This is a genomic window from Pseudonocardia sp. GCM10023141, from assembly GCF_042653605.1.
Window position 1 is genome coordinate 131,661 of record NZ_JBHSIR010000008.1, and the last position, 26,586, is coordinate 158,246.

Consider the following 26,586-nt stretch of genomic DNA (forward strand, 5'->3'; position numbering starts at 1 on the left):
TTCCCCGCATGAGCCAGCTCACACCCTCACTCTAGGGAGCGGGAGATCGACATCAAGGGTCTGAGCGCGCCAACTCGTGGTCTGTCGGGGCCAGCAGTCCGCGTGCGTACGCGACGGTGACCGCCTCGGTGCGGCTGCTGGCGCCGAGCTTGGCCATCACCCGGGACAGGTGGACGCTGACCGTCTTCTCGCTGATGAACAGCTCGGCGCCGACCTGGCGGTTGGTGAGACCGCCCGCCACCTTCTCCAGCACCGAGTGCTCGCGCGGGGTGAGCGGATCGGCCGCGGTGGTGCGTGGCGCGACCGTGCCGTCGAGCCGCACCCCGGCCCGGTCGGCCATGGCCTGCACCGCGGCCGCCAGCGGGGCCGCGCGCAGCTGCTCGGCCGTGGCGGCGGCGGCGCGCAGGTCGTCGGCCACGGCGGCGTGCAGGCCACCCTCGACCAGCAGGGCCTCGGCCCGCCGCAGTCGGGCGTAGGCCTGCCGGTAGCCGACGACCTCGGGAGCCTGCTCGGGTGCACCGGTGGACAGCAGGCCGATCTCGTAGCCGAAGGCGGCGCAGACCTCGCCCCACATTTCCGGCTTTGGTCCGGTGATGCGGGTGAGCTCGGCGCGAGCGCGGCACAGCCAGGCCCGGCCCTCGGGGCCGATCCGGCCGGCCCGTGGGACGCCGCGCTCTGCGGTCTCCTCGGCGAGCTCGAGGTAGGCCCGGCCCGCAGCGGCGGCGGTGGCCAGCGCCACCGTGCCGGCCGCGGCGAGCTCCGCCTGCGCCGCGATGCCGAGCGCGGCCAGCATGATGGAGCCGATCTGGAACGGGTAGACGGCGTTGATCCCCGCGATCGACTCGTCGACCGCCCGTGCGGCGTCGGCCCAGTGGTGCTGCCACAACGCGACCTCGGCGGCGGCCTGGCCGAGCAGCAGGATCACCTGCTCGTCGACGGGGTGGGAATCGGCGAGCTCGGCCACGCGCTTGGAGGCTGCGGCCAGCCGCCCGCGCCCGACGGTGGTGAGCAGCCCGGCGGCGGTGAGCCGGCTGGCCACCTCCACGGACACGGACTCGCCTGCCGGCTCGGCAGCCTCCTCGGAGGCATCCCAGTCGCCGCGCATGAACCGGGCGATCACGTGGGCCACGCGCAGGTCGAGGCCGTAGATGCTCCAGGTGATGCCGGACTCGGCGGCTCTCGCCTCGCCGTCGCCGAAGACCTCGCTCGCCTCGGGGAGCCTGCCCTCGTCGAGCAAGGACATGCCGAGGTTGTAGTAGGCCCGCAGCTCGACGCCGATGTTGTTGCCGCGCCGCGCCAGCCGCTTGGCCTCGACCCAGCGGGTGCGGGCCTCACCGGGCTCGCCCGCCCGCTCCTCGCAGACGGCGAGGCTGATCAGCGCATCGGCCCGAGCACTGACCGACATCTTGTCGTCCTCGGCGGCGGCGATGTCGAGCGCGCACCGCGCCTCGTCGGCGGCCTCCTGCCATCGCTCCAGCCTGCACAGCGCGCGGGCCACGATCGCGCAGGCCCAGGCGTGGGAGGCCGTGTTGTCGGTGCCCTCGATGAGGGTGCGCGCACCGATCGCGACATCGAGCGCCTCGTGCTCGCGGCCGCTGAGCTCGAGCAGGCGCATCGCGTAGCGCCGCTTGATCGACGAGCTCAGCACGGGGTCGTTGCGCTGCTCGGCCAGCTCCACCGCGCGACGGCTCAGCGCGATCCCGCGGTCGTAGTCGCCCGTGGCGCTCGCCGCCCATGCCGCCCACCTGGTGAGCATGACCTCGTCGATGGCGGCGACGGTGGCGGCCTCGGGCACGGCGTTCCACAGCTCGAGCGCCTGTTCGGTGTGCAACAGCATCTCAGCGGGTGCCTCGCGACGGTCGGCCTCGCGGGCGGCGGCCACCGAGGCGGCGAGCGCTCGCGGGAGATCGTGGCCGGCCAGCGCGTGGTGTGCCAGCTCGGCCGCCACCCCCTGCTCGTCGGGGCCTTCGGCGAGCAGCCACGCGTACGCGGCGTGGATCCGGCTGCGCTCACCGGGCAGCAGCTCGTGGTAGATCGCCTCGCGCAACAGGGCATGGCGGAACAGGTAGGCATCACCCGCGACACCGGGCCGGGCCGGCGCGGTGACGAGTACGTGGTGGGTGACGGCTTCGCGCAGTGCCATCTCGAGCTCGTCGTCTGGCAGCCCGGACACGGCGGCGAGGCGATCGTGGCGGACCCGGCGCCCGGCGACCGAGGCGATCCGCAACACCTGCTGCGTGGCTGGCGTCAGCGCCTCGACGCGGGCCATCAGCACCTCCGCGAGCCCGTGCGGGAGCCGATCGGAGGAGGCCGACACGAGCTCCTCGGCGAAGAAGGCGTTGCCCTCGCTGCGCTTGGCCACCCGACGCAGCAGTTGCTCCGACAGCGACCCGTCGGCGAGCTGGCGTACGAGGTCGAGCGCGTGCGGCCCGTCGAGCGGGCTGAGGTCGAGTCGTTCGACGGCGGGCAGCCGGACCAGCTCGGAGAGCACGGGCCGCAACGGGTGGCGGCGGTGCAGATCATCGGTGCGGTAGCTGGTGAGGACGACGAGCCGCTGCGCCGTGAGCCGGGACAGGAGGAACACCAGCAGATCCCGGCTCGAACGATCTGCCCAGTGCAGATCCTCGACCACCAGCAGGACCGGTCCCTCAGCGCAGAGGGCGTCGAGCGCCGACAGGACGGCGTCGAACACGCGCAGCTGGCCGAGCGCGCGGTCGTCGCTGCTCGCGTCGCCGCGGTTCCAGCCGCCGGGCAGCAGGTGGCGCAGCGCCGCGTGCTCGTTGATGAGCTCGGGGTGGGTGACGGCCAGCGAGCCGACGATCTCGGTGAACGGCAGGTACGGCAGTGACTCGGCAGAATCGAGGCAGCGGCCGACCAGCACGGTGAACCCCCCGGCCACCGCCCGGTCGACCGCCTCCGCGATGAGCCGCGACTTGCCCACCCCCGCGTCGCCGGCGAGCAGGACACCGGTGGGGCGGGCGGCGCGGGCGCGGTCGAGCGCGCCGGTGAACGCCGACAGCTCCTGCCGGCGTCCGACCAGCCCGATTCCGACTCCCAGCCGCGCCACGCCGGTCATCGTGACACGGCGTACCGACTGTTTGCCTCGTTGTTTGCGCGCGGACGGGCTGTCTGCGGCCTGGACGACTCCGGTGGCGGTCCCTCCGGAGGGGCGTTGCGGCGCGTGGCGCGCTTGCGGGCGGCCCGGGCGGCCACGGCGAGGCGGTGGGTCTCGGCCTCGGCGAGGAGCTGGTCGCGGTGGTGGTCGGCTTCGATGCTGGATAGCGAGCTCATCAGGAACATGACCCGAGGTTCGTGCTGAGGCACCGGCCCGGGCATCGGACGACCACGTCATGAGGGGCCCTCAGTCCCCGGCCGCCGGGGTAAGGGATTCGCGGATCATGGAACGGGCCTGAGGGTCCCGGTCGAGTGATCAACGCGCACGGGTTCGGGTTGGAGCATGAGCCAGTGCGCGCTCGGCGGTCGCCGAGGGTGGTCACCGCGGCGGGTCGAGCAGTCCCCGCTGGTAGGCCCGCACCAGGCGGCGCGGCACGTGGTGGCGACGCCCGTCGATCGTGATCGGCACGAGGTCGGGGACCGGTGCCTTCCACTGGGCCCGCCTGCTGCGGGTGTTGGACCGCGACGTGCGGCGTTTCGGGACGGCCATCAGTGCTCCTCGGTTCCGTGGTCGGCTGCTCGGTGGTCCGGTGGGCCGCCGACCGTCGACGTGGACGTCTCGCAGGGGTCGGTGTGCCACCAGCCGAACGGGTCCTCCAGCAGTGCCCACGCCGCCTCGCCCGTGGCCAGCTCCGCATCGGTGAGCAGGGCGGCGTGCAGCGCGCGCATGATCTCCTCCGGCTCGGCGTCGTGGGTGATCGCGACGACGTCCTGCGACCGGTCCCCGAACCGCGGGTGCCAGCCCAGCGCGGCGATCGTGCGGCGCTCGGGGGAGACGTGCTCCCAGGCGTCGTCACCGGCGCCGGCGAGCCAGTCGCCCGCGTGCCCGACGCGCAGGCCCCCGCCTGCCGACTCGAGCCACAGCACGGCGTCGGGGCGGGTCGCCAGCCAGATCCGGCCGCGGGTGCGCACCACGCCGTCGAGCAGCACGTCGATGGCGTTGTGCAGGCGCTCGGGGTGGAACGGGCGGCGGGCGGAGAACAGCACGGTGTGCACGCCGCAGTCGGAGCCCAGCGGTGGCTGCCCGCGCAGCAGCGCGCCGTGGACGTCGTCGGGGCGCCCGCGCCGGGCCCCGCTCGGCAGCGTGCGCAGGAACACCCGGCGGTCCAGCTCGCCGATCGCGATCCGGCCCGCGGCGGGCGCGAGGCGGGACAGGACCGCGCCGGTGCGCACGGTCGTCCAGGCGTCCGCGACGCCGGTGGTGACGATGAGATCGGCGAACTCGGCCTGGCCGACGGCGACCTGCGCGACGGTCCGCTCGTCGACGGCACCGCCGGGATCGGCGATGCCGCGCTCGACGAGCACGTCGTCACCCGTCGCGTCGTCGAGCCAGTTCGGGGTATCGATGCAGGTGACGACCCCGCGGAGGTCGACGTCGTCGGTGACGGGCCTGCCGTCCACGAGCACGTGCAGCAACGACCAGCACAGCTGCTCGGGCTCCAGCGCGGGATCGAGGTGCAGCACGATCCGCCGCGGCCCGTCCGCTGCGGCGAGCGAGCGCAGCGTCGGCAGCAGGTCCTCGCGCAGGGTGCACGACACGCAGCCGTGCGCGAGCTGCAGCGTGACGGTGTGGTCGTCGGCGCCGCGGCGCAGCCTGCGGTGGACGGCGCCGGGACCGTCGCCGTCGCCGATGTCTCGCAGGTCGTGGTGCAGCACCGCGACGTCGGGGTCGAGCGTGCGGATGCGGTCGACCACGGCTTCGACGCCGGCGGCGTGCAGGCCGGTGAGCACGAGCAGTTCGGGTCGCATGGGGTCCCTCCTTCTGGCATATCCGGGGGTGCGCTAGCGTTGAGGCTAGATGAAAACGAATTTCATTACGAAGGAGGGTGGTCATGGCCCGCAACGAGGTCAGGCCGATCGTCAAGCTGCGTTCCACGGCGGGAACCGGCACCACGTACGTGACCCGCAAGAACCGGCGCAACGACCCCGACCGGGTCGTGCTGCGCAAGTACGACCCGGCCGTGCGCCGGCACGTCGAGTTCCGCGAGGAGCGCTGACGTGGCGCCGCGGTCGGAGAGCAGGTCGGGTCGCCCGCCCAAGCGGAAGGCCAATCCGCTGCACGCGCGGGCGATCACCGAGGTCGACTGGAAGGACGTCGCGCTGCTGCGCACCTTCGTCTCCGACCGCGGCAAGATCCGCGCGCGCCGGGTGACCGGGCTCACACCGCAGCAGCAGCGGCGGGTGGCGACCGCGATCCGCAACGCCCGCGAGATGGCGCTGCTGCCGTACCCGAACGCCGGGAGGGGGTGAGCGGATGTCGCGGCGATGCCAGCTGACGGGGCGGGAGCCCGGGTTCGGCAAGGCGGTCTCGCACTCGCACCGGCGGACCAACCGGCGGTTCGACCCGAACATCCAGACCAGGCGCTACTGGTTCGCGGCCGAGGGGCGCCACATCCGCCTCAAGCTGTGCACCGCTGCGATCAGGACGATCGACCGCATCGGGGTCGACGCGGCGGTGGGCCGGATCCGGGCCCGTGGGGAGAAGGTCTGATGGCGACCACGGCGAAGATCGCGCGCAACGAGCACCGCAAGGCCGTCGTCGCGCGCTACGCGCAGCGCCGCGGTGAGCTCAAGGCGCTCATCGCGCGGCCCGGCACGCCGGACGCCGACCGGCTGGCCGCGCAGCAGGAGCTGCAGCGCCAGCCGCGCGACGCCAGTGCCGGCCGGATCCGCAACCGCGACGCCGTCGACGGGCGCCCGCGGGGGTACCTGCGGGCCTTCGGGGTGTCACGGATCCGGATGCGCTCGCTGGCGCACGGCGGGTACCTTCCGGGGGTGACGAAGTCCAGCTGGTGAGGGGTGCCCGGGCCGGATTTCGGGCCCGTTCACGGGTTGTGTAGCATCGTCAACGGCCGCGCGGCACTGGCTCTTCGGAGCCGAGTCGCCCGGCCTGCCGCCCCTTTAGCTCAGTCGGCAGAGCGTCTCCATGGTAAGGAGAAGGTCTACGGTTCGATTCCGTAAAGGGGCTCTGCGAAGTCGTGTGAGCGGCTTCGCATAGCGGTGTAGCTCAGCTGGTAGAGCAAGCGGCTCATAATCGCTGTGTCGCCGGTTCAAGTCCGGCCACCGCTACCAGACTGACGGTAGAAGTTACGCAAGCCAGGAGGCACCCACCATGGGTAAGGCCACGGACGTCCGTCCGAAGATCACGTTGGCGTGCGAGCAGTGCAAGCACCGCAACTACATCACGAAGAAGAACCGGCGCAACGACCCTGACCGCCTCGCGGTCAACAAGTTCTGCCCGAACTGCGGCACGCACAAAGAGCACCGCGAGACGCGCTGAGCTGAGCGTGCCCGACCTCTCTTACGTCGGTAAGGCGCTACCGCCGACGGCTCCGTACAGCGTCGGTCGGGAGAAAGTACGGGAGTTCGCCCTTGCCATCGGCGAGGGCGCTTCCGTGTGTCTGGACCCAGTGGCCGCACGCGCCGCCGGGCATCCCGACGTCGTCGCCCCGCCCACGTTCGCGGCCACCTTCACGATGCCGGTGATCGAGGCGTTCCTGCGCGACCCCGCCTTCGGCTGGGACTACTCGCGCATGGTGCACGGCGATCAGTCCATCACGCTGCACCGGCCGATCTGTGGCGGCGACGAGCTCGTCAGCACCATCCACGTCGAGGATCTCACCACCCGCGCCGGCAGCCACATGCTGACGCTGCGCTGCGAGGTCGCCGACACCGCGGGCGAGCCGGTGGTCACCACGCGGCTCATGCTGGTCACGCAGGCGGAGTCGTGACGGTCGGCGCAGACGTGCCGGTCGGTGCAGGCATGACGGTCAAGGGCGACGAGCTCCCGCCGCTGTCGCTGCGCGTCACGCGGGCCGATCTCGTGCGCTACGCAGGCGCGTCCGGCGACTTCAACCCGATCCACTGGAGCGACCGCTTCGCGAGCGGGGTCGGGCTACCCGGCGTCATCGCCCACGGCATGCTCACGATGGCGCTGGCCGGCAGGCTGGTCACGCAGTGGGTGGGCGATCCGAGCGCGGTGCGCAGCTACGGCGTGCGGTTCACCCGCCCGATCGTGGTGCCCGACGACGACGAGGGCGCGCTGCTGGAGCTCACGGGCAAGGTCAGCGACGTCACCGACGGTGTGGCCCGGATCGCGATCACGGCGAAGTTCGACGGCCGCACCGTGCTGGGCAAGGCCGTTGCCGAGGTCGCACTGCCTGCTTGAGCAGCGGTTCCCGGCGGAGTTACCTGCGTCGCACTATCTGGTGAGCCTGCCCTTGCTTAGGCTATGTATACCCGTGATGGAACCGCCACGCGCCGGTGAGCCGACCACGTTCGTGCTCGATCTCACCGCACACGAGCAGTGCCGGCTGGCGGCCGTGGTCGCCGCCATGCCCGACCTCGACCCCGGCGCGGTGCTGGCAGCCGAGACCGAGGCGCACCGGATGCTCTACAGCGACCTCGACGCCGAGCAGCTCGCCACCTATCGCATGCTCGTCGAGGCGGGCGTGCTCGGTGCGGATGGCGGCGACCCCGGGGCCTGCGGTGCGTGACGCCGCCGCCGACATCTGCCGGCGGGCCTGGACCGGTTGTCCGGGCTGCGCCGACGAGCGTGGCTGCGAGTCGTGCGCCTCCGGACGCACCTGCGAGACGCACTGGCGGTTCCTGCTCGCCGCGGAGGGCCGCAGGCTGTTCCTGCAGTGTCCGGGCTGCTGGCACCGCTGGTGGCACGACACCGGCTTCGGGGTCGGGGGCCGGAAGCCCGAGCACGACGACCTGCCCGATTTTCCGCCGCCGGGGCGGATGGCCGCCTGATCCGGCTGCGTGCGGTGCCCCGTGAATCCTCGGGTCCGCGGGGTGCCGTACACTCGATCCGCTGGGTGCACCGGTGTTTGTGGTGCACCTCCACCGCGGGAGGTTCCGTGGTGGTGCAGGTATAGGGGCGTAGCTCAACTGGCAGAGCAGCGGTCTCCAAAACCGCAGGTTGCAGGTTCAAGTCCTGTCGCCCCTGCCACAGTGCAGGAGAAGTTCAGATACGGATCGGGCAGTACACGGATGTGAGGGCGGTGGGCCTGCAGGTGGTCCCCCGGCGAGCTGGAGGGTGCAGGCGTGACTGAGGAGCGCGAGGCGAGCGGTGACGGGCGGGAACGCCCACGTACCGCCGCTGACCGTCGGGGTCGGCGTTCTTCCCCCGCGCCCACCGAGGGCAAGGGGCGGGCCACCGCGGTCCGCGATGCCCGACCGGCCAAGGTCTCCCTGCCCAGCAGGCTGGCCCGGTTCCTGCGCGAGGTGGTCGCCGAGCTGCGCAAGGTCATCTGGCCGAGCCGCAAGCAACTGGTCACCTACACGATCGTCGTGCTGGTCTTCGTGTCGTTCATGGTCGCGCTGGTGGCAGGACTGGACTTCGTGTTCTCGCAGGGTGTGCTGTTCCTGTTCGGCACCTGACCAGCCATCACGCACGACTTGGACGAAGGAAGCGAGACGAACGTGAGCTCCCAGGACGGCGGCCAGTGGCCGACCGACGTCGAGCCCGAGGCCGACCAGGTCGACGCCGTGGCCGGTGACGAGGCCGAGGAGTCTCTCGAGGCCTCCGACGTCGACACGGACGAGACCGACGACGACGCCGACGCAGTTGCGGATGACGCCTCCGAGGATGACGCCGACGACGACTCAGAGGAGTCGGAGGACGAGTCGGACGACTCCGAGGACCAGTCGGAGGACGACGAATCGGAGGAAGCCGACGCGGACGACGCCGTCGCCGCCGAGGCCGAGGACGTGCCCGCCGAGGACGTGCCTGCCGAGGACGTCGACCCCGTCGAGGAGATGCGCGCAGCACTGCGCCGCGCCCCCGGCGACTGGTACGTCGTGCACTCCTACGCCGGCTACGAGAACAAGGTCAAGACCAACCTCGAGACGCGCGTGCAGACGCTGGACGTCGAGGACTACATCTTCCAGGTCGAGGTGCCCACCGAGGAGGTCACCGAGATCAAGAACGGCCAGCGCAAGCAGGTGCAGCGCAAGGTGCTGCCCGGCTACATCCTGGTCCGGATGGATCTCAACGACCAGTCGTGGGGCGCGGTGCGCAACACGCCCGGTGTCACCGGGTTCGTGGGCGCCACGTCGAAGCCGTCCCCGTTGACGCACGACGACGTCATCAAGTTCCTCCTCCCGAAGGTCGAGTCCAAGAAGGACGACGCGAGCGGCAAGTCCGTCTCCTCGTCCGGGCAGGGCAAGTCCACCGTCGAGGTCGACTTCGAGGTCGGCGAGTCGGTCACCGTCATGGACGGTCCCTTCGCGACGCTGCCGGCCACGATCAACGAGGTCAACGTGGACGCCCAGAAGCTCAAGGTCCTGGTGTCCATCTTCGGCCGCGAGACACCCGTCGAGCTGGCGTTCAGCCAGGTCTCGAAGATCTGAACCATCGCCGCGGTCGGCAGGACTGCGGCGCGCTCAACCACGACAGGAAACCGAAATGCCTCCCAAGAAGCGGAAGCTCTCCGCGATCATCAAGCTCCAGATCAAGGCCGGTGCGGCCACTCCCGCACCGCCCGTCGGCCCCGCGCTCGGTCAGCACGGCGTCAACATCATGGAGTTCTGCAAGGCGTACAACGCCGCCACCGAGTCCCAGCGTGGCGACATCGTGCCGGTCGAGATCTCGGTGTTCGAGGACCGCTCGTTCACCTTCGAGCTCAAGACGCCGCCCGCCGCCCGCCTGCTGCTCAAGGCCGCCGGTGTGGACAAGGGCAGCGGCGAGCCGCACAAGACCAAGGTCGCCTCGGTGACCATGGACCAGGTGCGTTCGATCGCCCAGGTGAAGATGCAGGACCTCAACGCCAACGACCTCGACCAGGCCGCGAAGATCATCGCCGGCACTGCTCGGTCGATGGGCATCACCGTCAAGGGCTGATCCACTCAGCCCGTACGCGTGGGAGAGCCGATTCTCCAGGTGCTACGGCATCGGTTCGCACCACGAACTGACCTGAACAACGAAGGACAGAGAAATGGCACAGCGCAGCAAGGCGTACCGCAAGGCCGCAGAGCTGATCGAGGTCGATCACCTCTACACCCCGCTCGAGGCCGCAGGTCTGGCGAAGCAGACCTCCAGCGCCAACATGGACGCCACCGTCGAGGTCGCCATGCGCCTCGGTGTGGATCCCCGCAAGGCGGACCAGATGGTCCGCGGCACCGTGAACCTGCCTCACGGCACCGGCAAGACGGCACGAGTGATCGTGTTCGCCACCGGTGACAAGGCCGCGGAAGCTGAGGCCGCCGGCGCCGACGTCGTGGGCGCCGAGGACCTGATCGAGCGTATCCAGGGCGGGTGGCTCGACTTCGACGCCGCCATCGCCACCCCGGACCAGATGGCCAAGGTCGGCCGGATCGCCCGCATCCTCGGCCCGCGTGGCCTGATGCCGAACCCCAAGACCGGCACGGTCACCCCGGACGTCACGAAGGCCGTCAACGAGATCAAGGGCGGCAAGATCAACTTCCGGGTCGACAAGCAGGCCAACCTGCACATCGTCATCGGCAAGGCGTCGTTCGACACCGAGAAGCTGGTGGAGAACTACGGCGCCGCGCTCGACGAGATCCTGCGTGCGAAGCCGTCGGCGGCCAAGGGCAAGTACCTCAAGAAGGTCACTGTCTCCACGACCACGGGCCCCGGCATCCAGATCGACCCGCTGCGCACGCGCAACCTCCTGGTGGACGAGACCCCGTCCGTCTGACCCAGGCCCGCGCCACCCCACAGCACCCCGTCGCCATCACTGGCGGCGGGGTGCTGTCGCGTCCGGGGTCAGGCCCAGTCGGCCAGCACCTGATCGACGGACTCGGGGTCGGCGGCCCTGCCGTGCACCTCGGGTGCCGTGCGGGAGAACCGCGGTGCCGGAGCGGCCTGGGTGACGCCGTCGGACTCGACGATCGTGGAGCGCGCCGCGATGTGCGGGTGCTGCGCCGCTTCGGCGTAGGAGAGCACCGGTGTCACGCAGGCGTCGGTGTCGGCGAACACGGCCGTCCACTCGTCGCGGCTGCGGGAGGCGAAGACCTCGGTGAACCGCGCCTTGAGCTCGGGCCAGCGGTCGCGGTCGAACTGGGCGGGCAGGTCGGCGTCGGTGAGCTCCAGGCCGGCCAGCAGCGCAGCGTAGAACTGCGGCTCGATCGAACCCACCGCCATGTGCTCCCCGTCGGAGCAGGCGTAGGTGTCGTAGAACGGCGCGTGGCCGTCGAGCAGGTTGCTGCCCGGCTCGTCCACCCACAACTTCTGCGAGAGCAGCCCCCACACCATCTGGCTCAGCATGGACACGCCGTCGACCATCGCGGCGTCGACGACCTGGCCCTGCCCGGAGCGCTGTGCCTCCCAGGAGGCCGCGAGCACGCCGATGACGAGCAGCATGGAGCCGCCACCGAAGTCGCCCACGAGGTTGAGCGGCGGCACCGGCCGCTCACCGGCCCGCCCGATCGCGTGCAGCGCGCCCGTCATCGAGATGTAGTTGATGTCGTGCCCGGCGCGGGGGGCCATCGGGCCGTCCTGGCCCCAGCCCGTCATCCGGCCGTAGACCAGCCGCGGGTTGCGCGCGTGGCAGTCGGCGGGACCGACACCCAGCCGCTCCGCAACACCCGGGCGGTAGCCCTCGATGAGGATGTCGGCGCGCTCGACGAGCCGCAGCACGGTCTCCTTGCCCGCGGGGTCCTTGAGGTCGGCCGCCACCCGGCGCCGCCCGCGCAGCGTGGGGTCGGGCACGTCGTCGGATCCGAGCTTCAGCCCGCCGGACGGCCGATCGACGCGCACGACGTCGGCGCCGAGATCACCGAGGATCATCGCGGCGTGCGGCCCCGGCCCGATCCCGGCGAGCTCCACGACCTTCAGCCCGGCAAGTGGTCCGTTCCGTGGCACCGGTGTACCTCCGTGTGGTCGATACGGTCAGCAGTGACTGTTCCGGGGATGCTACGCGACGGCAACGGGCTCGATGTCCTGCAGCGGGCCGACGCGATCGAGCTCACGCCACGTGGTCAGCAGCCGTTCGAGCGCCATGTCCATGCGGTCGGTGCGCAGTGTGAACGGCAGGCGCAGGTACCGCTCGAACGCTCCGTCGATGCCGTAGCGCGGCCCGGCCGAGATCAGCAGATCGTGGCGGCGCGCAGCGGAGGCCAGCCGGCTCGAGACGGCTTCGCCGAGCTCGATCCACAGGCTCATGCCGCCCTGTGGACGGGTCGGCACCCAACCCGGGAACAGCGTGGCGATCCGGTCCTGGAGGTGATCGCGCGCGGCGGTGAGCTCGATGCGACGGGCGGCGGCGATGGCGGTGGCGTCGGCGAGCAGCCGCGTGACCACGAGCTGTTCGAGCACCGGGTTGCCGAGGTCCATCTGCACCCGGGTAGCGGCGAGCCGGCGCACCATCGGGGCCGACGTGCGGATCCACCCGACCCGCAGCCCGCCCCAGAACGACTTGCTCGCCGAGCCCACCGTCAGCACGAGCGGGGAGTCGGCGGCGCCGAACGCGGCGACCGGGCGGATCGGTTCGTCGCGCAGCGACACCTCCGACATCGTCTCGTCGACGAGGAGCGGCGTGCTCGTGCGCCGCGCCAGCTCGACGAGGCGCTCGCGGCCGGCGTCGTCGAGCACCGCGCCGGTGGGGTTCTGGAAGTCGGGGATGAGGTACATCAGCCGCGGGGCGGCGTCGCGGATGGTGGCGGCGAGCAGGTCCATGTCCCAGCTCCAGGTGCGCCCCGGGCCGGGCCCGAGGGGCAGCGGGACGGCGCGGGCACCGTGGGCGCGGATCGCGTCGAGCGCGTTGGGATAGCTGGGATGCTCCACGACCACGCGGTCGCCCGGCCCGGTCAGCGCCAGCACCACCAGCGCGATCGCGTGCTGCGCACCGGCCGTGACCAGGATCTGGTCGACGGTGGTGGGCAGGCCGCGCGCGGTGCAGCGCTCGGCGATGGCGGTGCGCAGCGGGAGCAGGCCGCGCAGGTCGTAGCCGTGGAACCCCAGGTGGGCGTCCAGGTCGTGGACGGCGGCCGCTGCGGCGGCGCGCATCGGCTCCGTCGGGGCCGACGGAGCGGCGTGGGCGAGATCGAACAGCGAGAGGTCCCCGACCGGGGCGTACGGCGCCGAGCTCGCGCCGCCGGACGGCTCGGCAGGCAGTTGGGTCCAGCTGCCTGCGCCGCGCCTGCTGCGCAATACCCCGGCGTCACGCAACGTGTCGTAGGCCGCGGCCACGGTCGTGCGGCTGACCTCGAGCGCCACGGCGAGCTCGCGCTCGGCCGGCACCCTGGTCTGCAGCGGCAGCCGCCCGTCGAGCACCAGCAGCCGGACGCGGTCGGCGAGGGCCTCGGCGAGGCGGCCACCGCCGGAGGCCGGGCGCCAGTCGCCCATCAGGCGGGCGAAGCTGCGGGCGCCCATCCGCCGCTCGAGGTCGTCGCGGTCCACGAGAGGGCCACCTTCCTAGGATTGGACATGTTGCAGGAGTCCAATCATAGGCACGCTCGAGCCATGGAGATGCCACTGTGGCTGTTCGTTGTCGCGGTTCTGGTCACGGTCGCGCTGGCCGCGCCGCGCTACGGCGTGGACAGCCGGGGGCGGTGGCTCGGTGAACCACCGCCGCCGTCGAACCGGCCCACGCTCCGCGGTGACCTGCACGCTGTAACCCGAGCCGCCGGGCGGCTGGTCGGGATCGGACGCTCCGCTCAAGCGTTGAGCAGATCGGTGCGTCCCGCGGCCGTCAGGTGCTCGCGGTAGGGCCCGAACAGCGGCTTGGCCAGCGGCAGCATCTTCAGCAGCTTCGGCACGGGACCCTTCGCCCGCACCTGGCCCTTGGCCATGGCCATCGGCAGCACGACCTTGCCGAGCCAGAACCGGTTGCCCATGTCGGCCGTCATGAACAGCTCGACGTTCGGGGCCGGGCCCTCACCCGCGCCCTCGTAGATCGCCGAGTTGGGCATGTCGACGGTGAGCACGGCGTCGGGCTGGGTGTAGGTGATCCGCAGGACGACGCCGGATGGCTGCAGCTTCGCCACCAGGTCCGCGTCCTCCATACCGCGGCGGAAGACCCCGCCCAGGTACTCGTAGACCTCGGTCGCGTCCGCGAAAGCCGCCACGTCGCCGCTCCTGTTCCCCCGGCACCGAACCGGACGGGGGCAGTCTCGCGCATCCCGGCCGCCGGGGGGACGTCTCGATCGGGCCACTCTCGGCCCGGGTGGGCCAGCGCCGGCTCGCGTTGCGGGGCGGGAGTGCAGGGGCGGGCCTCAGCCCGGCCCGTCGCGGTCCAGCAGCCCGTAGCGCCCGGCGAGTGCGGCTGCCTCGATCCGGTTGGCCGCCCCGAGCTTGTGCAGCAGCGAGGCGATCATCCGTTTCGCGGTGCGCTCGCTCACCAGCATCGGCTTGGCGATCTCGCTGGTCTCCAGACCGCGGGCCAGCAGCGCCCACAGTTGCAGTTCGCGGCTGCCCAGCCGCTCGACGAGCCCGTCGCCGGTGCGGTCGCCCGCGTCGAGCAGCGCGTCGAGCAGGTCGGCCCGCACCACCCGTACCCCGGCGGCGATCGTCAGCAGCGGCGCCACCAGCACGTCGGGGTCGGCCGACTTCCCGAGGAAACCCGCGGCGCCGGCCCGCAGCGCCGCGGCGGCGAGCGCGAGGTCCTCGGTGCCCGAGAGCGCCAGCACCCGGGTGCCCGGGTAGGCGGCCACGACCCGCCGGATCGTCTCGACACCGCCGAGCGGGGGCAGCGCCAGGTCGATGATCGCGATGTCGGCCGACTCGCGACCGACGAGCGCGACGGCGTCCTCGCCCGCCGTGGTGGAGCCCGCGACGACGAAGGTGTCGCCCGCCCGCGACTCCAGCAGCAGCGCCAGCCCCTGCGAGAACAGGGCGTGGTCGTCCACGATGACCACGACGTACCGGCCGTCCCGCACGAGCGGAGCCTACTGGGGGCGGGGGCGCACACTGGTGCGCATGCGGATCAACGTCGACTGGGACCGCCCGGTGCCCGGTGCCGCCGACGACCGGCTGCGCTCGTTCGAGGAACGCATCGCCGTGATCATCCGGTTGCTGGTCGTGGTGGCCACCGCCCTCGCGCTCCTGCTGCGCCCGGACCTGGCCCGCAGCGGGACCACGCCACTGGCGGTGCTGGTGGCGGCGACGTTCGTCTACGCGCTCGTGCTCGCTGTGGCGGAGTGGCAGGGCCGCCCGCTGGCCCCGCCGGGCATCACCACGTCCATCGACGCGGTGCTCACGCTCGTGGCCTGCGCGCTGACCGGTGGGGCAGCCAGCATCATGGTCGCGGTGCTGCCGCTCGTCGTGATCGCGGCCTCGGTCCGCGGCGGCGTCGCGATCGGACGGATCTCGGCGATCGCGATCGGCATCGGGTTCACAGCCGCTGCGCTCGTGGGGGCCGCCCCCGGCAGCCCGGCGACCGAACCGTGGCTGGCCGGGCTGTGGTGGACGGGGTTCCTGCTGGCGGCCGCCGTACTGGTCGGTGTGCTCGTGCGGATGCTGGAACGCCAGTTCGACGACGCCGCGGTCGCCAGGGCCCGGGCGCTGGCCGAGCACGAGGCGTTCCTCGAGGAGCGCGATCTGCGGGCGCGCCTGCTCGCCGCGCAGCAGGCCCGGCTCGACGGGGTGCGCGTGGTGCTCCACGAGTTCCGCACGCCCGTGGCGTCGCTCACCGCCCTCACCGCCGACCTGGCCGCCGACCGCCTGTCCGAGCCCGCCCGAGCGACGGCCGTCGCGCTGCTGGCCGAGCACGCCGTGCACCTGCGCGACATGCTCGACGGGCTCGCCGACGTCGCCGTGCAGGACGGCAGCCCGCTGGGCCGGGTACGGGAGCGCACGGTCCGGCTGGCCGAGCTCGCCGACGCCGTCCTCGACGCGGCCGCGGTGGAGTCGGCGCGGCGCGAGCCGCGGATCTCCCCGCCGGACGCCGCGGTGCGCTGCGATCCGCAACGGCTGCGCCGCGTGCTCACCAACCTCGTCGAGAACGCCGCGCGGCACAGCGGCACCGCCCCCGTCGAGCTCGATCTCCGCTACGCCGAGGGGCACCTGGTGGCCGAGGTGCGCGACCGCGGCCCCGGGCTGCCACCCGGCCAGGCGGGTGTCGTCACGGCGAAGGATGTGGCGCTGGGGGAGCGGCGCGGCACCTCGGGACTCGGCCTGTGGATCGTCGAGGCGCTGGTCACGGCCATGGACGGCGAGCTCGCCCTGCTGCCCCGCGCCGGTGGTGGGCTGGTGGCGCGGCTGCGGCTGCCGCTTGCGGCGGGGTAGGGCGCTAGCTCCCGGATCGCAGCATGGTGGCCATCCTGCGATCTGACGCTTGGATGGCCACCATGCTGCGGCCCGGCACGGCTGTCGCGCAGGGTCACCTGGACGGGTGGCATGGCACTCGCGGGCCATCCCGGGACCGGTCGGCCCGGTGCGCCTCCCAGTGATCCACGTCATGCTGGCCCCATGAAGACCACGGCAGCGGTGCTCTGGGAGCTGGGCGGCAAGTGGGAGGTCGAGGAGGTCGAGCTCGACCCGCCGGGCCCCGGTGAGGTGCTGGTGGAGCTCACGGCCAGCGGCCTGTGCCACTCCGACGAGCACCTCGTCACCGGCGACATCCCGATCTCGTTCCCGATGATCGGTGGCCACGAGGGCGCCGGCCGCGTGCTCGAGATCGGCCCGGGCGTCACGGACGTCGAGGTCGGCGATCCCGTCGTCATGACGTTCCTGCCCTCGTGCGGCCGCTGCAACAACTGCGTGCGCGGCTGGACCTCGCTGTGCGACGACGGTGCGGGCGCCACCCTCGGCCCGCAGCTCGACGGCACCTACCGCTTCCACGCCCGCGGCGAGGACGTGGGCCAGATGTGCCTGCTCGGCACGTTCGCCAAGCACACGGTCGTGCCGGTCAAGTCGGTCGTGAAGATCGACGAGGGCTTCCCGCTGCACCTGGCCGCGCTCGTCGGCTGCGGTGTCACCACGGGTTTCGGCTCCGCGGTGCGCACCGCCGACCTGCGGGCGGGCGACACCGCCGTGGTGATCGGGATCGGTGGCATCGGTGCCAACGCGGTGCAGGGCGCGAAGCTCGCGGGCTGCCGCTACGTCGTTGCCGTCGACCCGCTGGAGTTCAAGCGGGCGAAGGCACTCGAGCTGGGCGCCACCCACGTCGCGGCCAGCATGGACGACGCCTGGAACGTGGTCTCCGAGCTCACCCGCGGGCAGATGGCGGAGGCGGCCATCCTCACCCCCGGCGTCATCGAGGGCGAGCACCTGCAGCCCGCGCTGCAGCTGGTCGGCAAGCGCGGCCGCGTGGTCGTCACGGCGCTCGGGCACCCGGACCAGGACCAGGCGGCACTGTCGCTCATGGAGCTGACGCTCTACGAGAAGCAGATCAGGGGCGCCCTGTTCGGCAGCTCGAACGGCCAGTTCGACGTGCCGCGGCTGCTCGAGCTCTACAACCTCGGCCTGCTCAAGCTCGACGAGCTGATCACCCGGGAGTACGCGCTCGAGGAGATCAACCAGGGCTACGAGGACATGCGCGAGGGTCGCAACATCCGCGGCCTCATCCGGTACTGACACACCTACCGAGGAGCGAGACGTGACCACCGCACCGGCCAGACGCGTCATCGAGCACGGCAAGCGCACCGGCTTCGGGAGCCTGACGAGCACCGGCATCAACTTCGACTCGCTGCCGATGCGCCTGTTCACCAAGGGCAACGCCCGGCACTGGAACCCGGCCGACATCGACTTCACCCAGGACGCCCGCGACTACGCCGCGATGACCGACGACGAGAAGTGGGCCACCTGCTCGTTCCTCGCGCAGTTCATGGCGGGGGAGGAGTCGGTGACGCAGGACCTGCAGCCCTTCGTCGCGGCGATGGCAGCCGAGGGCAGGCTCAACGACGAGATGTACCTGACGCAGTTCGTCTACGAGGAGGCGAAGCACTGCGAGGCGTTCCGGCGCTGGTTCGACGCCGTCGGTGTGCGGGAGGACCTGCACCACTACATCGAGACCAACGAGTCCTACATGCTCCTGTTCACCAAGGAGCTGCCCGAGAGCCTCTACGCGCTGCAGAGCGACCCGTCGCCGCACAACCAGATCCGGGCGTCGGCCACGTACAACCACGTCATCGAGGGCACCCTCGCGCTCACCGGCTACTACGGCGTCGCGCGGTCCTACACGAGCCGCGGCCTGCTGCCCGGCCTGCAGCAGGTGATCAAGTTCATCGGTGACGACGAGCGCCGCCACATGGCGTGGGGCACGTTCACCTGCCGCCGCCACGTCGCCGCCGACGACGGGCTGTGGCAGGTCTTCACCGACCGGATGCAGGAGCTGATGCCCGCGGCCATGGGCGTCGTGCAGGGTTCCTACGACCACTTCGAGGGGCGCGAGCGTCCGTTCGAGATCCCGGAGAACGAGCTGATGGCCTACGCGGGCGACCGGCTGGGCCGCCGCATCGGCGCCATCGAGTCCGCCCGCGGCGCCGACGTGCAGGCCATCGACATGGACGCCTCCCCGGACGTGCTCGAGGAGAAGTTCTACGTGGAGGACCAGGCCGCGATGGCCGGTGCCGCGAGCTGACTCGCACCCGAGCGAGCGGCCCGTTCGTCCATCCCGAGTGGACGAACGGGCCGTTCGCTCGTCACGCGGCAGGCGTCGCCCGGCTGATCACGCGGTCGATCAGGCCGTACTCGACGGCGGCGGCCGGGGTGAACCAGCGGTCGCGGTCGGCGTCGGCGATGACCGTCTCGACGCTCTGACCCGCGTGCTCCGCGGTCAGCTCGGCGATCTGCCGCTTGAGCCTGCGCAGCATGTCGGCGCGGATCACGATGTCGGACTCCGCACCACCGAAGCCGCTCGACACCTGGTGCATCATGATCTCCGCGTGCGGCAGGGCGAACCGCTTGCCCGGGGTGCCGCCCGTGAGCAGGAACTGGCCCATCGACGCGGCCAGCCCGGTGGCGACCGTGGAGATGTCGGGCTCGATCGCGGCCATGGTGTCGTAGATCGCCAGGCCTGCTGTCACGGATCCGCCCGGCGAGTTGATGTAGAGCGTGATGTCGGCCGCCGGGTCCTCCGCTGCCAGCAGGAGCAGTTGGGCGACGATCCGGTTGGCGACGGGGTCGTCCACCTCCTGCCCGAGCACGATGATGCGTTCGCGCAGCAGGCGTTCGAACACGGAGTCGTCGAGGGTGAGCGCTGATCCGGTCATGGTCGTTCCCCTTCAGTGCCTGTCGATGATCGCGTCGACCAGCCCGTAGGCCACGGCCTGCTTCGCGTCGAGGACGAGCTCGCGTTCGATGTCCGTGCGGACCTGCTCCGCGCGTCGTCCGGTGTGGTGGGCGATCGTCGCCTCGAACGTGCTGCGCAGGCGCGACACCTCCCCGGCCTGGATCTCCAGGTCCGACACCTGGCCCTGGAAGCCGCCGACCTCGGGCTGGTGCAGCAGCACCCGCGCGTTCGGCACGATCGACCGCCTGCCGGGGGCTCCCGCCGCGAGCAGGACCGCCGCTGCGGAGGACGCCTGGCCCAGGCAGAACGTGTGCAGCTCACAGCGGATGTACTGCATCGTGTCGTAGATGGCGGCCATCGCCGTGAGTGATCCGCCGGGGGAGTTGATGTAGAGCGAGATCGGGCGGTCGGGCTGCATCGACTCCAGGCAGATCAGCTGGGCCAGCACGTCGTTGGCGGCGGCGTCGTCGATCGGCGTGCCGAGGAAGACGATCCGGCCCGCGAACAGCTTGCTGTAGGGGTTGGTCTCCTGCTCGCCGAAGCTCGTGCGCTCGGTGAACGACGGCAGGACGTACCGGGCCCGGGTCGTGGCTCCCACGGTGGTGCTCCTTCCGGTGGGGGTTGCCTTCCGGCCTCGACGCTAGGGGCGAAGCGGTGTTGTGACGGCCCGCTTTCGCTGGCGGCGGATCTTCCACCGAGAGCGAACACGGCCCGCGGGTGGCCGTTGTGGACCCCACCACTTCCGTGCGGACTGACCCGAAAGGGTGTTCCTCGAATCGGGCGCATCGGACCTGGTCATCGACTTCACGCACGATGGTGTCCCTCTTCTGGACTACGGGTAACAGTCCGATCGGAGCAACTTGCGCTGCCGCTCTAACTCGTCAGTAACCCAAGCCACCCGGCCTCGTTGGGCGGTTGTGGGCAGTCGGCCGCCTGCTCCCTGCTACCGCGCCGACGAGCTCCGATCCAACGAGGGAGGCGTGCGTGGCCGTGCGTACGACGGAAACGGGTTCCGCCGGGGTCAAGGTCGCGACGGTGGTGTCATGACGGGGGTCGAGGTCCGCGTCGAGGGGCTGTCGAAGTCCTTCGGCCGCGCCAACATCTGGTCGGACGTGACGCTGACGCTGCCGCCGGGCGAGGTCTCGGTGCTGCTCGGCCCGTCCGGCACGGGCAAGTCGGTGTTCCTCAAGACGTTGATCGGGTTGCTCAAGCCGGAGCAGGGCTCGATCTTCATCCACGACACGGACCTGGTGAAGTGCTCCGAGTCGCGGCTCTACGAGCTGCGCAAGCTGTTCGGGGTGCTGTTCCAGGACGGCGCGCTGTTCGGGTCGATGAACCTCTACGACAACATCGCGTTCCCGCTCCGCGAGCACACGAAGAAGTCCGAGGCGCAGATCAGGGACATCGTCGCCGAGAAGATGGACATGGTCGGTCTCGCAGGCGACGAGAAGAAGCTCCCCGGTGAGATCTCCGGTGGCATGCGCAAGCGCGCCGGCCTGGCCAGGGCACTGGTGCTCGATCCCGAGATCATCCTGTTCGACGAGCCGGACTCCGGCCTGGACCCGGTGCGCACCGCGTACCTGAACCAGCTGATCATCGATCTGAACGCGATGACCGACTCGACGTTCCTGATCGTCACGCACGACATCAACACGGCGCAGACGGTGCCCGACAACATCGGGATGCTCTACCGCAAGCACCTGGCGATGTTCGGGCCGCGCGAGGTGCTGCTCACCAGCGACGACCCGGTGGTGTCGCAGTTCCTCAACGGCCGCCGCCAGGGCCCGATCGGCATGTCGGAGGAGAAGGACACCGCGCAGGCCGCCCGCGAGATGGCCGAGATGGACGGCGAGCTCGAGGGACTGCCGCCGCTCAAGCCCCAGCTGGAGACCAGCCCCGGGATGCCGGAGCGGCAGGCGGTGCGTCGTCGCCGCGAGCGGGTGATGCAGATGATGCACACGCTGCCGCAGGCGGCGCAGGAAGCCATCCGCACCAGTTACGCCAACGAGCCCGTGCGCGTCGGAGCGGGTGCACCCACGCGGGTCTCGCCGTACGCGGCCCCGCAGGGTCCCGGGCCGCAAGGCTCCTACGCCGGCCCGCCCCAGGACTTCTTCGATCCCGGCTACGGCGGCGGCGGTCCGGGGTCGGGACCGACCTCGCGCCCCGGCGGCGCACCGCCGCCCGACGGTCCCGGTCGACACCGGCCCAACAGGCCCTGAGGCGGACGACATCGTGAGCTCCCCCACGATCGTGACCCGCGCACTGACACCGGTCGGCCGGCTCTTCGGCCTCGGCATCGACGTCGTCAAGGCGACGTTCAAGCCGCCGTTCCAGATCCGCGAGTACATCGAGCAGACCTGGTTCGTGACGAAGGTGTCCGCGCTGCCCACGGCGCTGTTCACCATCCCGTTCGGCGCCACCATCGCGCTGCTGCTGTCGGACCTGACGCGGCAGTTCGGCGCGCAGAGCCAGACCGGCGCCGGCAGCGTGCTGGCGATCGTCCAGCAGGCCGCGCCCATCGTCACCGCGCTGCTGATCTCCGGCGCGGGCGGCAGCGCCGTGTGCGCCGACCTCGGTGCGCGCACCATCCGCGAGGAGATCGCGGCCATGGAGGTGCTGGGCATCTCGCCGATCCAGCGGCTCGTCGTGCCGCGGGTGCTGGCGATGGTCACCACGGCGATCGTCCTCAACGGGCTGGCCACCGTGGTCGGTGTCGGCGGTGGCTACTTCTTCAACGTGATCGTCCAGGGCGGCACGCCGGGCGCCTACATCGCGAGCTTCTCCTCGATCGCCCAGGTGTCCGACATCCTCGTGAGCGAGTTCAAGGCGGCGTTGTTCGGCTTCAGCGCCGGCATCGTCGCCGCCTACCGCGGGCTCAACCCGCCGCCCGGTCCGAAGGGCGTCGGCGACGCGGTGAACCAGTCGGTCGTCATCTCGTTCGTGCTGGTCTTCATGATCAACCTGGTGCTCACGGCCGTGTACCTCGAGCTCGTCCCGCCGAAGGGGTTCTGACGTGGCGATCTTGGGGAACCGGGCCCGCCGGGCGCTGAACGGGCCGCTCGAGCAGCTCGACATGCTGGGCGAGCAGCTCTCGCTCTACGCGCGGGCGATCGTGTGGATCCCGCGCACGGTCCGCCGCTACCGCTCGGAGATCGCGCGGCTGCTGGCGGAGGTCAGCTTCGGCTCCGGCGCGCTGGTGGTCATCCTCGGCACGGCGGGCGTCATGCTGTCGCTGTCGCTGTTCGTCGGCAGCCTCGTGGGGCTGCAGGGATTCCGCGCGCTCGACGCACTCGGCGTCGAGGCGCTCACCGGCTTCGTCACCGCGTACTTCAACACCCGAGACATCGCCCCGCTGGTCGCCGCCGCGGCGCTGACGGCCACCCTCGGCGCCGGGTTCACCGCGCAGCTGGGCGCCATGCGGATCTCCGAGGAGATCGACGCGCTCGAGGTGATGGCGGTGCCCAGCGTGCCGTTCCTCATCACCACGCGCGTGATCGCCGGCGTCATCGCGATCATCCCGATGTACACCGTCGGCCTGCTGGCGAGCTTCGCCGCCGCCCGGCTCAACGTCACGGTGCTCAACGGGCTACCAGGCGGAACCTATGATCATTACTTCGATCTGTTCCTACCCGTGAGCGACGTCCTCTACTCCTACCTCAAGGTCATCGTCTTCGCGATCGTGGTGATCCTGATCCACTGCCACTACGGCTACAACGCCAAGGGTGGCCCGGCCGGTGTGGGCATCGCCGTCGGCCGCTCGGTGCGGCTCTCGATCGTCAGCACCGCGATCCTCGACTTCTTCCTCACCCTGGTGATCTTCGGGACGTCGACGTCGGTGAGCGTGGCCGGATGAGGCAGCGGCTGCTGGGCGTGGTGTTCGTCGCCGTCATGGTGGCGATGGTCGGGCTCGCCATCGGCAAGTACGCCGGCGCTTTCAACGGCGGCATCCCGGTGACGCTGCAGGTCGATCGCGTCGGCAGCCAGCTCACCACCAATGCCGACGTCAAGGTGCGGGGCCTCAAGGTCGGGCAGGTCGAGCAGGTGGACGCCACCGCCACCGGCGCCACCGTGCAGATGCTGATCGACAGCGACAAGATCAGCCTCATCCCCGCGGACGTCTCGGCGCGCCTGCTCCCCAAGACGCTGTTCGGTGAGAAGTACGTGTCGCTCGTGCCGCCCGAGAGCGGGCCCGTGAAGACGCTCGCGGCAGGAGACGTCATCCCGCAGGACCGCAGCTCCACCGCCCGCGAGGTCGACCGCGTGCTCGACGGCCTGCTGCCGCTGCTGCAGGACGTCGCGCCGCAGGACCTCGCGATGACGCTCAGCTCCCTCTCGGGTGCGCTCGAGGGCCGCGGCGAGCAGCTGGGCCAGACGCTGGTGCGGTTGCAGAAGCTGACCGGCGGCCTGCAACCGGCCATCCCGGATCTGCAGGCCGACATCACGCAGCTCGCGGACTTCTCCGGCAACCTCAACCAGGCCGCTCCGGACCTGCTGCAGGCGCTGGACAACCTCACGGTCACCAGCAAGACGATCGTGGACCAGCGCGCCGAGCTGCAGGACCTGTTCAGCAGCGTCACCGGCGCATCCGATGACCTGCAGGGCTTCCTCGCGGCCAACGGCGACAACCTGATCGGGCTCGCGTCCTCCACCCGGCCGACGCTGGAGAGCCTGGCGCGCTACGCGCCCGAGTTCCCCTGCTTCTTCCACCAGATCACCTCGCTGATCCCGCTCGGGGACGCCGCGTTCGGCAAGACCAACAACCAGCCCGGCATCCACGTCACGATCGAGATCGTCAACAACAAGGGCAAGTACGTGCCCAACCGCGACGAGCCGAAGTACGACGACGACCGCGGCCCGCGCTGCTACCCGATCGTGCCGCTCTCGCCGCAGGACCCGCCGGACGGCCCGCTCAAGGACGGCTCGCAGCACCCGACACCGCCGGTCGGCCAGACCAGCTCGAGCGCTGCGGACGCCGGCATCATCCCCGCGTCCTACACCGGTATGGGCCTGCCCAACTCGCCCGGTGAGCAGCAGATCGTGGCCGAGCTGGTGGCCGCGCAGACCGGCGGCTCGACCGCCGAGGTCCCGTCCTGGAGCTCGATGCTGCTGGGCCCGCTCTACCGCGGCACGGAGGTGACGCTGACATGAGCCGCATCCCCTTGGCCCCGCTGATCAAGTTCCTCGCGCTGGCGGTCGTGATCGCGATGGCCACCACGGTGCTCGCGCTGACCATCGCCAACGCCTCGTCGGGCGACCGCGTCAGCTACACGGCGCGCTTCACCGACGCCACCGGGCTGCTCGCGGGCGACGACGTGCGCATCGCGGGCGTCGTCGTCGGGGCCGTCGACAGCATCAAGATCGCGGACAGGCGCTTCGCCGACGTCACGTTCAGTGTCGATCGCAACCGTCCGATCCCGTCGTCGGCCATCGCGTCGATCCTCTACAAGAACCTGATCGGGCAGCGCTTCCTCGGGCTCGCACAGGCCCCCGGGCCGCAGGGCGTCATGCTGGCGGCGAACGCGCTGATCCCCGCGGAGCAGACCCGCGCCCCGCTGAACCTCACCACGCTGTTCAACGGCTTCAAGCCGCTGTTCGAGGGCCTCGACCCGCAGCAGATCAACCAGCTGTCGTTCGAGATCGTGCAGGTGCTGCAGGGGCAGGGCGGCACCGTGTCGGAGCTGCTGGCCAGCACGTCGTCGCTCACCAACACCCTCGCCGACCGCGACCAGGTGATCGGCCAGGTCATCGACAACCTCAACTCGGTGCTCACCACGGTCAACTCGCGCGACCAGCAGCTGTCGGACCTGGTCAGCTCCCTGCAGGAGCTGGTCTCCGGGCTGGCGCAGGACCGCAAGCCCATCGGCGACGCGATCGTCTCGATCGGGCACCTCACCGAGGTCACCTCCAGCCTCGTCGACGACGCCCGCCCGGCGCTGAAGGACGACATCGCCGCGCTGGGCTCGCTCGCCGACAACTTCAACCAGGACGAGCCCAAGGTGGAGCAGACGATCAAGAATCTGCCGATCAAGCTCGAGGCCATCTCGCACGTGGGCACCTACGGTTCCTGGTTCCAGTTCTACCTGTGCGGCCTGTCCGGCACGGTGGGGCTGAAGCCCTACATCCCGGCGTTCGAGATCCCGGCCTACTCCAGCCCGTCGGCGCGCTGCGGGCCCGATCCGGCGGGTGCGGGCGCCAATGCTCCCAACCCGCTCGGCGGGCTGCCTGCGCTGCCCGCGCCGCTGCCGGCACTGCCCTCGAGCGTGCCGTCGCTTCCCGCGTTGCCCGCACTCCCGCTGGGTGGTGGCTGATGATTACCCGTCGACCGGTGCCGCTCGCGGTCATCGGGATCGTCGTGATCCTGGTGGTCGTGCTGCTGGCGATGAACGGTCCCAAACTGTTCGGCGGCGGCCGCAGCTACCAGGCCGAGTTCAGCGAGGCGGCCGGGCTCACCTCCGGCGCGCTCGTCACGATCGCGGGTGTCGAGGCTGGCCGCGTCGACTCGGTGAAGCTGGCCGGCAACAAGGTGCTGGTCGGGTTCACCGTCAGCGACGCCTGGGTCGGCGACCAGACCAGCGCGTCGATCGACATCAAGACGCTGCTCGGGTCCAAGTACCTGGCGCTTGCCCCCCAGGGCAGCAACGAGCTCGACCCGGGCACGCCGATCCCGCTCTCCCGCACCGCGTCACCCTTCGACGTGGTGGAGGCGTTCAACGGGCTGTCGCAGACCGTCGGCGACCTCAACACCGACCAGCTCTCCACGAGCCTGACGACGCTGGCCGACACCTTCCGCGGCACGCCCCCGGAGATCCGGGGCGCACTCGACGGGCTCTCGCGGCTGTCCACCACCATCGCCGGGCGCGACGACCAGATCAAGCAGCTGCTCTCGGGCACCCACTCGCTGTCCACGGTGCTGGCCGACCGCAACGCCGAGTTCGAGAAGCTGCTGTCGGACGGCAACCTGCTGCTGGGCGAGCTGCAGAGCCGCAAGGACGCGATCAGCGCGCTGCTCGACGGCACCCGGTCGCTGTCGGTGCAGCTGCGCGGGCTCGTGGCCGACAACCGCGACCAGCTCGGTTCCACGCTCGCGCAGCTCGACCGGGTGGCCGCGCTGCTGCAGCGCAACCGCGACTCGATCGACACCGGCGTCGAGCGGCTGGCGCTGTTCGCCCGCGTCTTCACCAACGCGCTCGGCAACGGGCGCTGGTTCGACAACTACATCTGCGGGTTGCTGCCGCCACCTGTCGGCCCGATCAACCCTGGGGGGTGCTGA

31 protein-coding genes and 3 tRNA genes are annotated in these 26,586 nt (G+C 71.1%); 25 read left to right on the forward strand and 9 right to left on the reverse strand.

Going from position 1 to position 26,586, the window contains the following annotated elements; genetic code table 11:
* Positions 1 to 52: 52 nt before the first annotated feature.
* The 3 genes from ACFPFQ_RS04120 to mrf form a co-directional block, all read right to left on the reverse strand.
* Complete coding sequence (locus ACFPFQ_RS04120; RefSeq protein ID WP_379614897.1) at positions 53 to 3,067, reverse strand: helix-turn-helix transcriptional regulator; 3,015 nt, start codon at positions 3,065 to 3,067, stop codon at positions 53 to 55.
* A gap of 426 nt (positions 3,068 to 3,493) precedes the next feature.
* Complete coding sequence (gene rpmF / locus ACFPFQ_RS04125; RefSeq protein WP_379614899.1) at positions 3,494 to 3,664, reverse strand: 50S ribosomal protein L32; 171 nt, start codon at positions 3,662 to 3,664, stop codon at positions 3,494 to 3,496.
* The gene (gene mrf / locus ACFPFQ_RS04130) at positions 3,664 to 4,923 is read right to left on the reverse strand and encodes a ribosome hibernation factor-recruiting GTPase MRF (protein WP_379614901.1); all 1,260 of its coding nucleotides are present in this window, start codon (positions 4,921 to 4,923) and stop codon (positions 3,664 to 3,666) included. Before mrf ends, rpmF begins: the two co-directional genes overlap by 1 nt.
* Positions 4,924 to 5,006: 83 nt before the next feature.
* Between mrf and rpmG (ACFPFQ_RS04135) the strand changes: the two genes are divergently transcribed.
* The 16 genes from rpmG (ACFPFQ_RS04135) (at position 5,007) to rplA (ending at position 10,841) form a co-directional block, all read left to right on the forward strand.
* Positions 5,007 to 5,171, forward strand: coding sequence for a 50S ribosomal protein L33 (gene rpmG / locus ACFPFQ_RS04135; RefSeq protein ID WP_379614903.1), 165 nt, complete (start codon positions 5,007 to 5,009; stop codon positions 5,169 to 5,171).
* A gap of 1 nt (position 5,172) precedes the next feature.
* Positions 5,173 to 5,424: a 30S ribosomal protein S18 gene (gene rpsR, locus ACFPFQ_RS04140; RefSeq protein ID WP_379614905.1), complete on the forward strand. Its 252-nt coding sequence runs from the start codon at positions 5,173 to 5,175 to the stop codon at positions 5,422 to 5,424.
* 4 nt (positions 5,425 to 5,428) lie between these two features.
* Positions 5,429 to 5,665: a 50S ribosomal protein L28 gene (gene rpmB, locus ACFPFQ_RS04145; RefSeq protein ID WP_379614907.1), complete on the forward strand. Its 237-nt coding sequence runs from the start codon at positions 5,429 to 5,431 to the stop codon at positions 5,663 to 5,665.
* Positions 5,665 to 5,970: a 30S ribosomal protein S14 gene (rpsN, locus tag ACFPFQ_RS04150; RefSeq protein ID WP_379614909.1), complete on the forward strand. Its 306-nt coding sequence runs from the start codon at positions 5,665 to 5,667 to the stop codon at positions 5,968 to 5,970. Before rpmB ends, rpsN begins: the two co-directional genes overlap by 1 nt.
* A gap of 99 nt (positions 5,971 to 6,069) precedes the next feature.
* Positions 6,070 to 6,142 (forward strand) — tRNA-Thr (locus ACFPFQ_RS04155).
* A 28-nt stretch (positions 6,143 to 6,170) separates the two neighbouring features.
* Positions 6,171 to 6,246 (forward strand) — tRNA-Met (locus ACFPFQ_RS04160).
* Positions 6,247 to 6,286: 40 nt separating this feature from the next.
* Positions 6,287 to 6,454, forward strand: coding sequence for a 50S ribosomal protein L33 (gene rpmG / locus ACFPFQ_RS04165; protein ID WP_379614911.1), 168 nt, complete (start codon positions 6,287 to 6,289; stop codon positions 6,452 to 6,454).
* 7 nt (positions 6,455 to 6,461) lie between these two features.
* Positions 6,462 to 6,905: an FAS1-like dehydratase domain-containing protein gene (locus ACFPFQ_RS04170; protein ID WP_379614913.1), complete on the forward strand. Its 444-nt coding sequence runs from the start codon at positions 6,462 to 6,464 to the stop codon at positions 6,903 to 6,905.
* A 32-nt stretch (positions 6,906 to 6,937) separates the two neighbouring features.
* A complete protein-coding gene (locus tag ACFPFQ_RS04175) occupies positions 6,938 to 7,342 on the forward strand; it encodes a MaoC/PaaZ C-terminal domain-containing protein (protein WP_379615179.1) in 405 nt (134 codons plus the stop codon).
* A 76-nt stretch (positions 7,343 to 7,418) separates the two neighbouring features.
* Positions 7,419 to 7,670, forward strand: coding sequence for a DUF6400 family protein (locus ACFPFQ_RS04180; RefSeq protein WP_379614915.1), 252 nt, complete (start codon positions 7,419 to 7,421; stop codon positions 7,668 to 7,670).
* Positions 7,639 to 7,932, forward strand: a complete 294-nt coding sequence (locus tag ACFPFQ_RS04185) for a hypothetical protein (protein WP_379614917.1) — start codon at positions 7,639 to 7,641, stop codon at positions 7,930 to 7,932. The genes ACFPFQ_RS04180 and ACFPFQ_RS04185 overlap by 32 nt, the downstream gene beginning before the upstream one ends.
* A gap of 123 nt (positions 7,933 to 8,055) precedes the next feature.
* Positions 8,056 to 8,131 (forward strand) — tRNA-Trp (locus ACFPFQ_RS04190).
* A gap of 95 nt (positions 8,132 to 8,226) precedes the next feature.
* The gene (gene secE, locus ACFPFQ_RS04195) at positions 8,227 to 8,562 is read left to right on the forward strand and encodes a preprotein translocase subunit SecE (protein ID WP_379614919.1); all 336 of its coding nucleotides are present in this window, start codon (positions 8,227 to 8,229) and stop codon (positions 8,560 to 8,562) included.
* 42 nt (positions 8,563 to 8,604) lie between these two features.
* The gene (gene nusG, locus ACFPFQ_RS04200; RefSeq protein WP_379614921.1) at positions 8,605 to 9,534 is read left to right on the forward strand and encodes a transcription termination/antitermination protein NusG; all 930 of its coding nucleotides are present in this window, start codon (positions 8,605 to 8,607) and stop codon (positions 9,532 to 9,534) included.
* Between the two features lie 55 nt (positions 9,535 to 9,589).
* Positions 9,590 to 10,024 carry a 50S ribosomal protein L11 gene (gene rplK / locus ACFPFQ_RS04205; RefSeq protein WP_379614923.1) on the forward strand — a complete coding sequence of 145 codons (435 nt, stop codon included), beginning with the start codon at positions 9,590 to 9,592 and terminating at the stop codon, positions 10,022 to 10,024.
* A gap of 94 nt (positions 10,025 to 10,118) precedes the next feature.
* On the forward strand, positions 10,119 to 10,841 hold the full coding sequence (rplA, locus tag ACFPFQ_RS04210; protein WP_379614925.1) for a 50S ribosomal protein L1: 723 nt from the start codon (positions 10,119 to 10,121) through the stop codon (positions 10,839 to 10,841).
* Between the two features lie 68 nt (positions 10,842 to 10,909).
* On the opposite strand, the gene ACFPFQ_RS04215 is transcribed toward rplA, so the two are convergent.
* From ACFPFQ_RS04215 to ACFPFQ_RS04230, 4 genes are all read right to left on the reverse strand, one after another.
* On the reverse strand, positions 10,910 to 12,007 hold the full coding sequence (locus tag ACFPFQ_RS04215; protein WP_379614927.1) for a CaiB/BaiF CoA transferase family protein: 1,098 nt from the start codon (positions 12,005 to 12,007) through the stop codon (positions 10,910 to 10,912).
* A 51-nt stretch (positions 12,008 to 12,058) separates the two neighbouring features.
* The gene (locus ACFPFQ_RS04220; protein WP_379614929.1) at positions 12,059 to 13,543 is read right to left on the reverse strand and encodes a PLP-dependent aminotransferase family protein; all 1,485 of its coding nucleotides are present in this window, start codon (positions 13,541 to 13,543) and stop codon (positions 12,059 to 12,061) included.
* A gap of 257 nt (positions 13,544 to 13,800) precedes the next feature.
* Positions 13,801 to 14,211 (reverse strand): sterol carrier protein, encoded by a 411-nt coding sequence (locus ACFPFQ_RS04225; protein WP_379614930.1) that lies wholly within the window; start codon positions 14,209 to 14,211, stop codon positions 13,801 to 13,803.
* Positions 14,212 to 14,358: 147 nt separating this feature from the next.
* A complete protein-coding gene (locus tag ACFPFQ_RS04230; RefSeq protein ID WP_379614932.1) occupies positions 14,359 to 15,021 on the reverse strand; it encodes a response regulator in 663 nt (220 codons plus the stop codon).
* A 40-nt stretch (positions 15,022 to 15,061) separates the two neighbouring features.
* On the opposite strand from ACFPFQ_RS04230, the gene ACFPFQ_RS04235 reads away from it, so the two are divergent.
* The 3 genes from ACFPFQ_RS04235 (at position 15,062) to ACFPFQ_RS04245 (ending at position 18,665) form a co-directional block, all read left to right on the forward strand.
* Positions 15,062 to 16,369 carry a sensor histidine kinase gene (locus tag ACFPFQ_RS04235; RefSeq protein ID WP_379614934.1) on the forward strand — a complete coding sequence of 436 codons (1,308 nt, stop codon included), beginning with the start codon at positions 15,062 to 15,064 and terminating at the stop codon, positions 16,367 to 16,369.
* A gap of 183 nt (positions 16,370 to 16,552) precedes the next feature.
* The gene (locus ACFPFQ_RS04240; RefSeq protein ID WP_379614936.1) at positions 16,553 to 17,659 is read left to right on the forward strand and encodes an NDMA-dependent alcohol dehydrogenase; all 1,107 of its coding nucleotides are present in this window, start codon (positions 16,553 to 16,555) and stop codon (positions 17,657 to 17,659) included.
* Positions 17,660 to 17,681: 22 nt separating this feature from the next.
* Complete coding sequence (locus ACFPFQ_RS04245) at positions 17,682 to 18,665, forward strand: R2-like ligand-binding oxidase (RefSeq protein WP_379614938.1); 984 nt, start codon at positions 17,682 to 17,684, stop codon at positions 18,663 to 18,665.
* Positions 18,666 to 18,726: 61 nt separating this feature from the next.
* Here the strand turns inward: ACFPFQ_RS04245 and ACFPFQ_RS04250 are convergent, their stop codons facing one another.
* Positions 18,727 to 19,296, reverse strand: coding sequence for an ATP-dependent Clp protease proteolytic subunit (locus ACFPFQ_RS04250; protein ID WP_379614940.1), 570 nt, complete (start codon positions 19,294 to 19,296; stop codon positions 18,727 to 18,729).
* Between the two features lie 12 nt (positions 19,297 to 19,308).
* Entirely contained in the window at positions 19,309 to 19,914 is a 606-nt protein-coding gene (locus ACFPFQ_RS04255) for an ATP-dependent Clp protease proteolytic subunit (protein ID WP_379614941.1), read from the reverse strand.
* Between the two features lie 445 nt (positions 19,915 to 20,359).
* Between ACFPFQ_RS04255 and ACFPFQ_RS04260 the strand changes: the two genes are divergently transcribed.
* The 6 genes from ACFPFQ_RS04260 to ACFPFQ_RS04285 are packed head-to-tail and all read left to right on the forward strand — an operon-like array spanning position 20,360 to position 26,586.
* Positions 20,360 to 21,535 (forward strand): ABC transporter ATP-binding protein, encoded by a 1,176-nt coding sequence (locus ACFPFQ_RS04260; protein ID WP_379614943.1) that lies wholly within the window; start codon positions 20,360 to 20,362, stop codon positions 21,533 to 21,535.
* Between the two features lie 13 nt (positions 21,536 to 21,548).
* A complete protein-coding gene (locus tag ACFPFQ_RS04265) occupies positions 21,549 to 22,328 on the forward strand; it encodes an MlaE family ABC transporter permease (RefSeq protein WP_379614945.1) in 780 nt (259 codons plus the stop codon).
* Position 22,329: 1 nt separating this feature from the next.
* Positions 22,330 to 23,169, forward strand: coding sequence for an MlaE family ABC transporter permease (locus ACFPFQ_RS04270; RefSeq protein WP_379614947.1), 840 nt, complete (start codon positions 22,330 to 22,332; stop codon positions 23,167 to 23,169).
* Complete coding sequence (locus tag ACFPFQ_RS04275; protein WP_379614949.1) at positions 23,166 to 24,464, forward strand: MCE family protein; 1,299 nt, start codon at positions 23,166 to 23,168, stop codon at positions 24,462 to 24,464. The genes ACFPFQ_RS04270 and ACFPFQ_RS04275 overlap by 4 nt, the downstream gene beginning before the upstream one ends.
* Entirely contained in the window at positions 24,461 to 25,624 is a 1,164-nt protein-coding gene (locus ACFPFQ_RS04280; RefSeq protein ID WP_379614950.1) for an MCE family protein, read from the forward strand. Before ACFPFQ_RS04275 ends, ACFPFQ_RS04280 begins: the two co-directional genes overlap by 4 nt.
* The gene (locus tag ACFPFQ_RS04285; RefSeq protein WP_379614952.1) at positions 25,624 to 26,586 is read left to right on the forward strand and encodes an MCE family protein; all 963 of its coding nucleotides are present in this window, start codon (positions 25,624 to 25,626) and stop codon (positions 26,584 to 26,586) included. Before ACFPFQ_RS04280 ends, ACFPFQ_RS04285 begins: the two co-directional genes overlap by 1 nt.

Bases quoted from the DNA above. Each gene is read 5' to 3' on its own strand.
- rpmF (WP_379614899.1), bottom strand. From the start codon at position 3,664: ATGGCCGTCCCGAAACGCCGCACGTCGCGGTCCAACACCCGCAGCAGG.
- mrf (WP_379614901.1), bottom strand. From the start codon at position 4,923: ATGCGACCCGAACTGCTCGTGCTCACCGGCCTGCACGCCGCCGGCGTC.
- rpmG (WP_379614903.1), top strand. From the start codon at position 5,007: ATGGCCCGCAACGAGGTCAGGCCGATCGTCAAGCTGCGTTCCACGGCG.
- rpmB (WP_379614907.1), top strand. From the start codon at position 5,429: ATGTCGCGGCGATGCCAGCTGACGGGGCGGGAGCCCGGGTTCGGCAAG.
- rpsN (WP_379614909.1), top strand. From the start codon at position 5,665: ATGGCGACCACGGCGAAGATCGCGCGCAACGAGCACCGCAAGGCCGTC.
- rpmG (WP_379614911.1), top strand. From the start codon at position 6,287: ATGGGTAAGGCCACGGACGTCCGTCCGAAGATCACGTTGGCGTGCGAG.
- ACFPFQ_RS04175 (WP_379615179.1), top strand. From the start codon at position 6,938: ATGACGGTCAAGGGCGACGAGCTCCCGCCGCTGTCGCTGCGCGTCACG.
- ACFPFQ_RS04180 (WP_379614915.1), top strand. From the start codon at position 7,419: ATGGAACCGCCACGCGCCGGTGAGCCGACCACGTTCGTGCTCGATCTC.
- ACFPFQ_RS04185 (WP_379614917.1), top strand. From the start codon at position 7,639: ATGGCGGCGACCCCGGGGCCTGCGGTGCGTGACGCCGCCGCCGACATC.
- rplK (WP_379614923.1), top strand. From the start codon at position 9,590: ATGCCTCCCAAGAAGCGGAAGCTCTCCGCGATCATCAAGCTCCAGATC.
- rplA (WP_379614925.1), top strand. From the start codon at position 10,119: ATGGCACAGCGCAGCAAGGCGTACCGCAAGGCCGCAGAGCTGATCGAG.
- ACFPFQ_RS04235 (WP_379614934.1), top strand. From the start codon at position 15,062: ATGCGGATCAACGTCGACTGGGACCGCCCGGTGCCCGGTGCCGCCGAC.
- ACFPFQ_RS04240 (WP_379614936.1), top strand. From the start codon at position 16,553: ATGAAGACCACGGCAGCGGTGCTCTGGGAGCTGGGCGGCAAGTGGGAG.
- ACFPFQ_RS04250 (WP_379614940.1), bottom strand. From the start codon at position 19,296: ATGACCGGATCAGCGCTCACCCTCGACGACTCCGTGTTCGAACGCCTG.
- ACFPFQ_RS04260 (WP_379614943.1), top strand. From the start codon at position 20,360: ATGACGGGGGTCGAGGTCCGCGTCGAGGGGCTGTCGAAGTCCTTCGGC.
- ACFPFQ_RS04275 (WP_379614949.1), top strand. From the start codon at position 23,166: ATGAGGCAGCGGCTGCTGGGCGTGGTGTTCGTCGCCGTCATGGTGGCG.
- ACFPFQ_RS04280 (WP_379614950.1), top strand. From the start codon at position 24,461: ATGAGCCGCATCCCCTTGGCCCCGCTGATCAAGTTCCTCGCGCTGGCG.
- ACFPFQ_RS04285 (WP_379614952.1), top strand. From the start codon at position 25,624: ATGATTACCCGTCGACCGGTGCCGCTCGCGGTCATCGGGATCGTCGTG.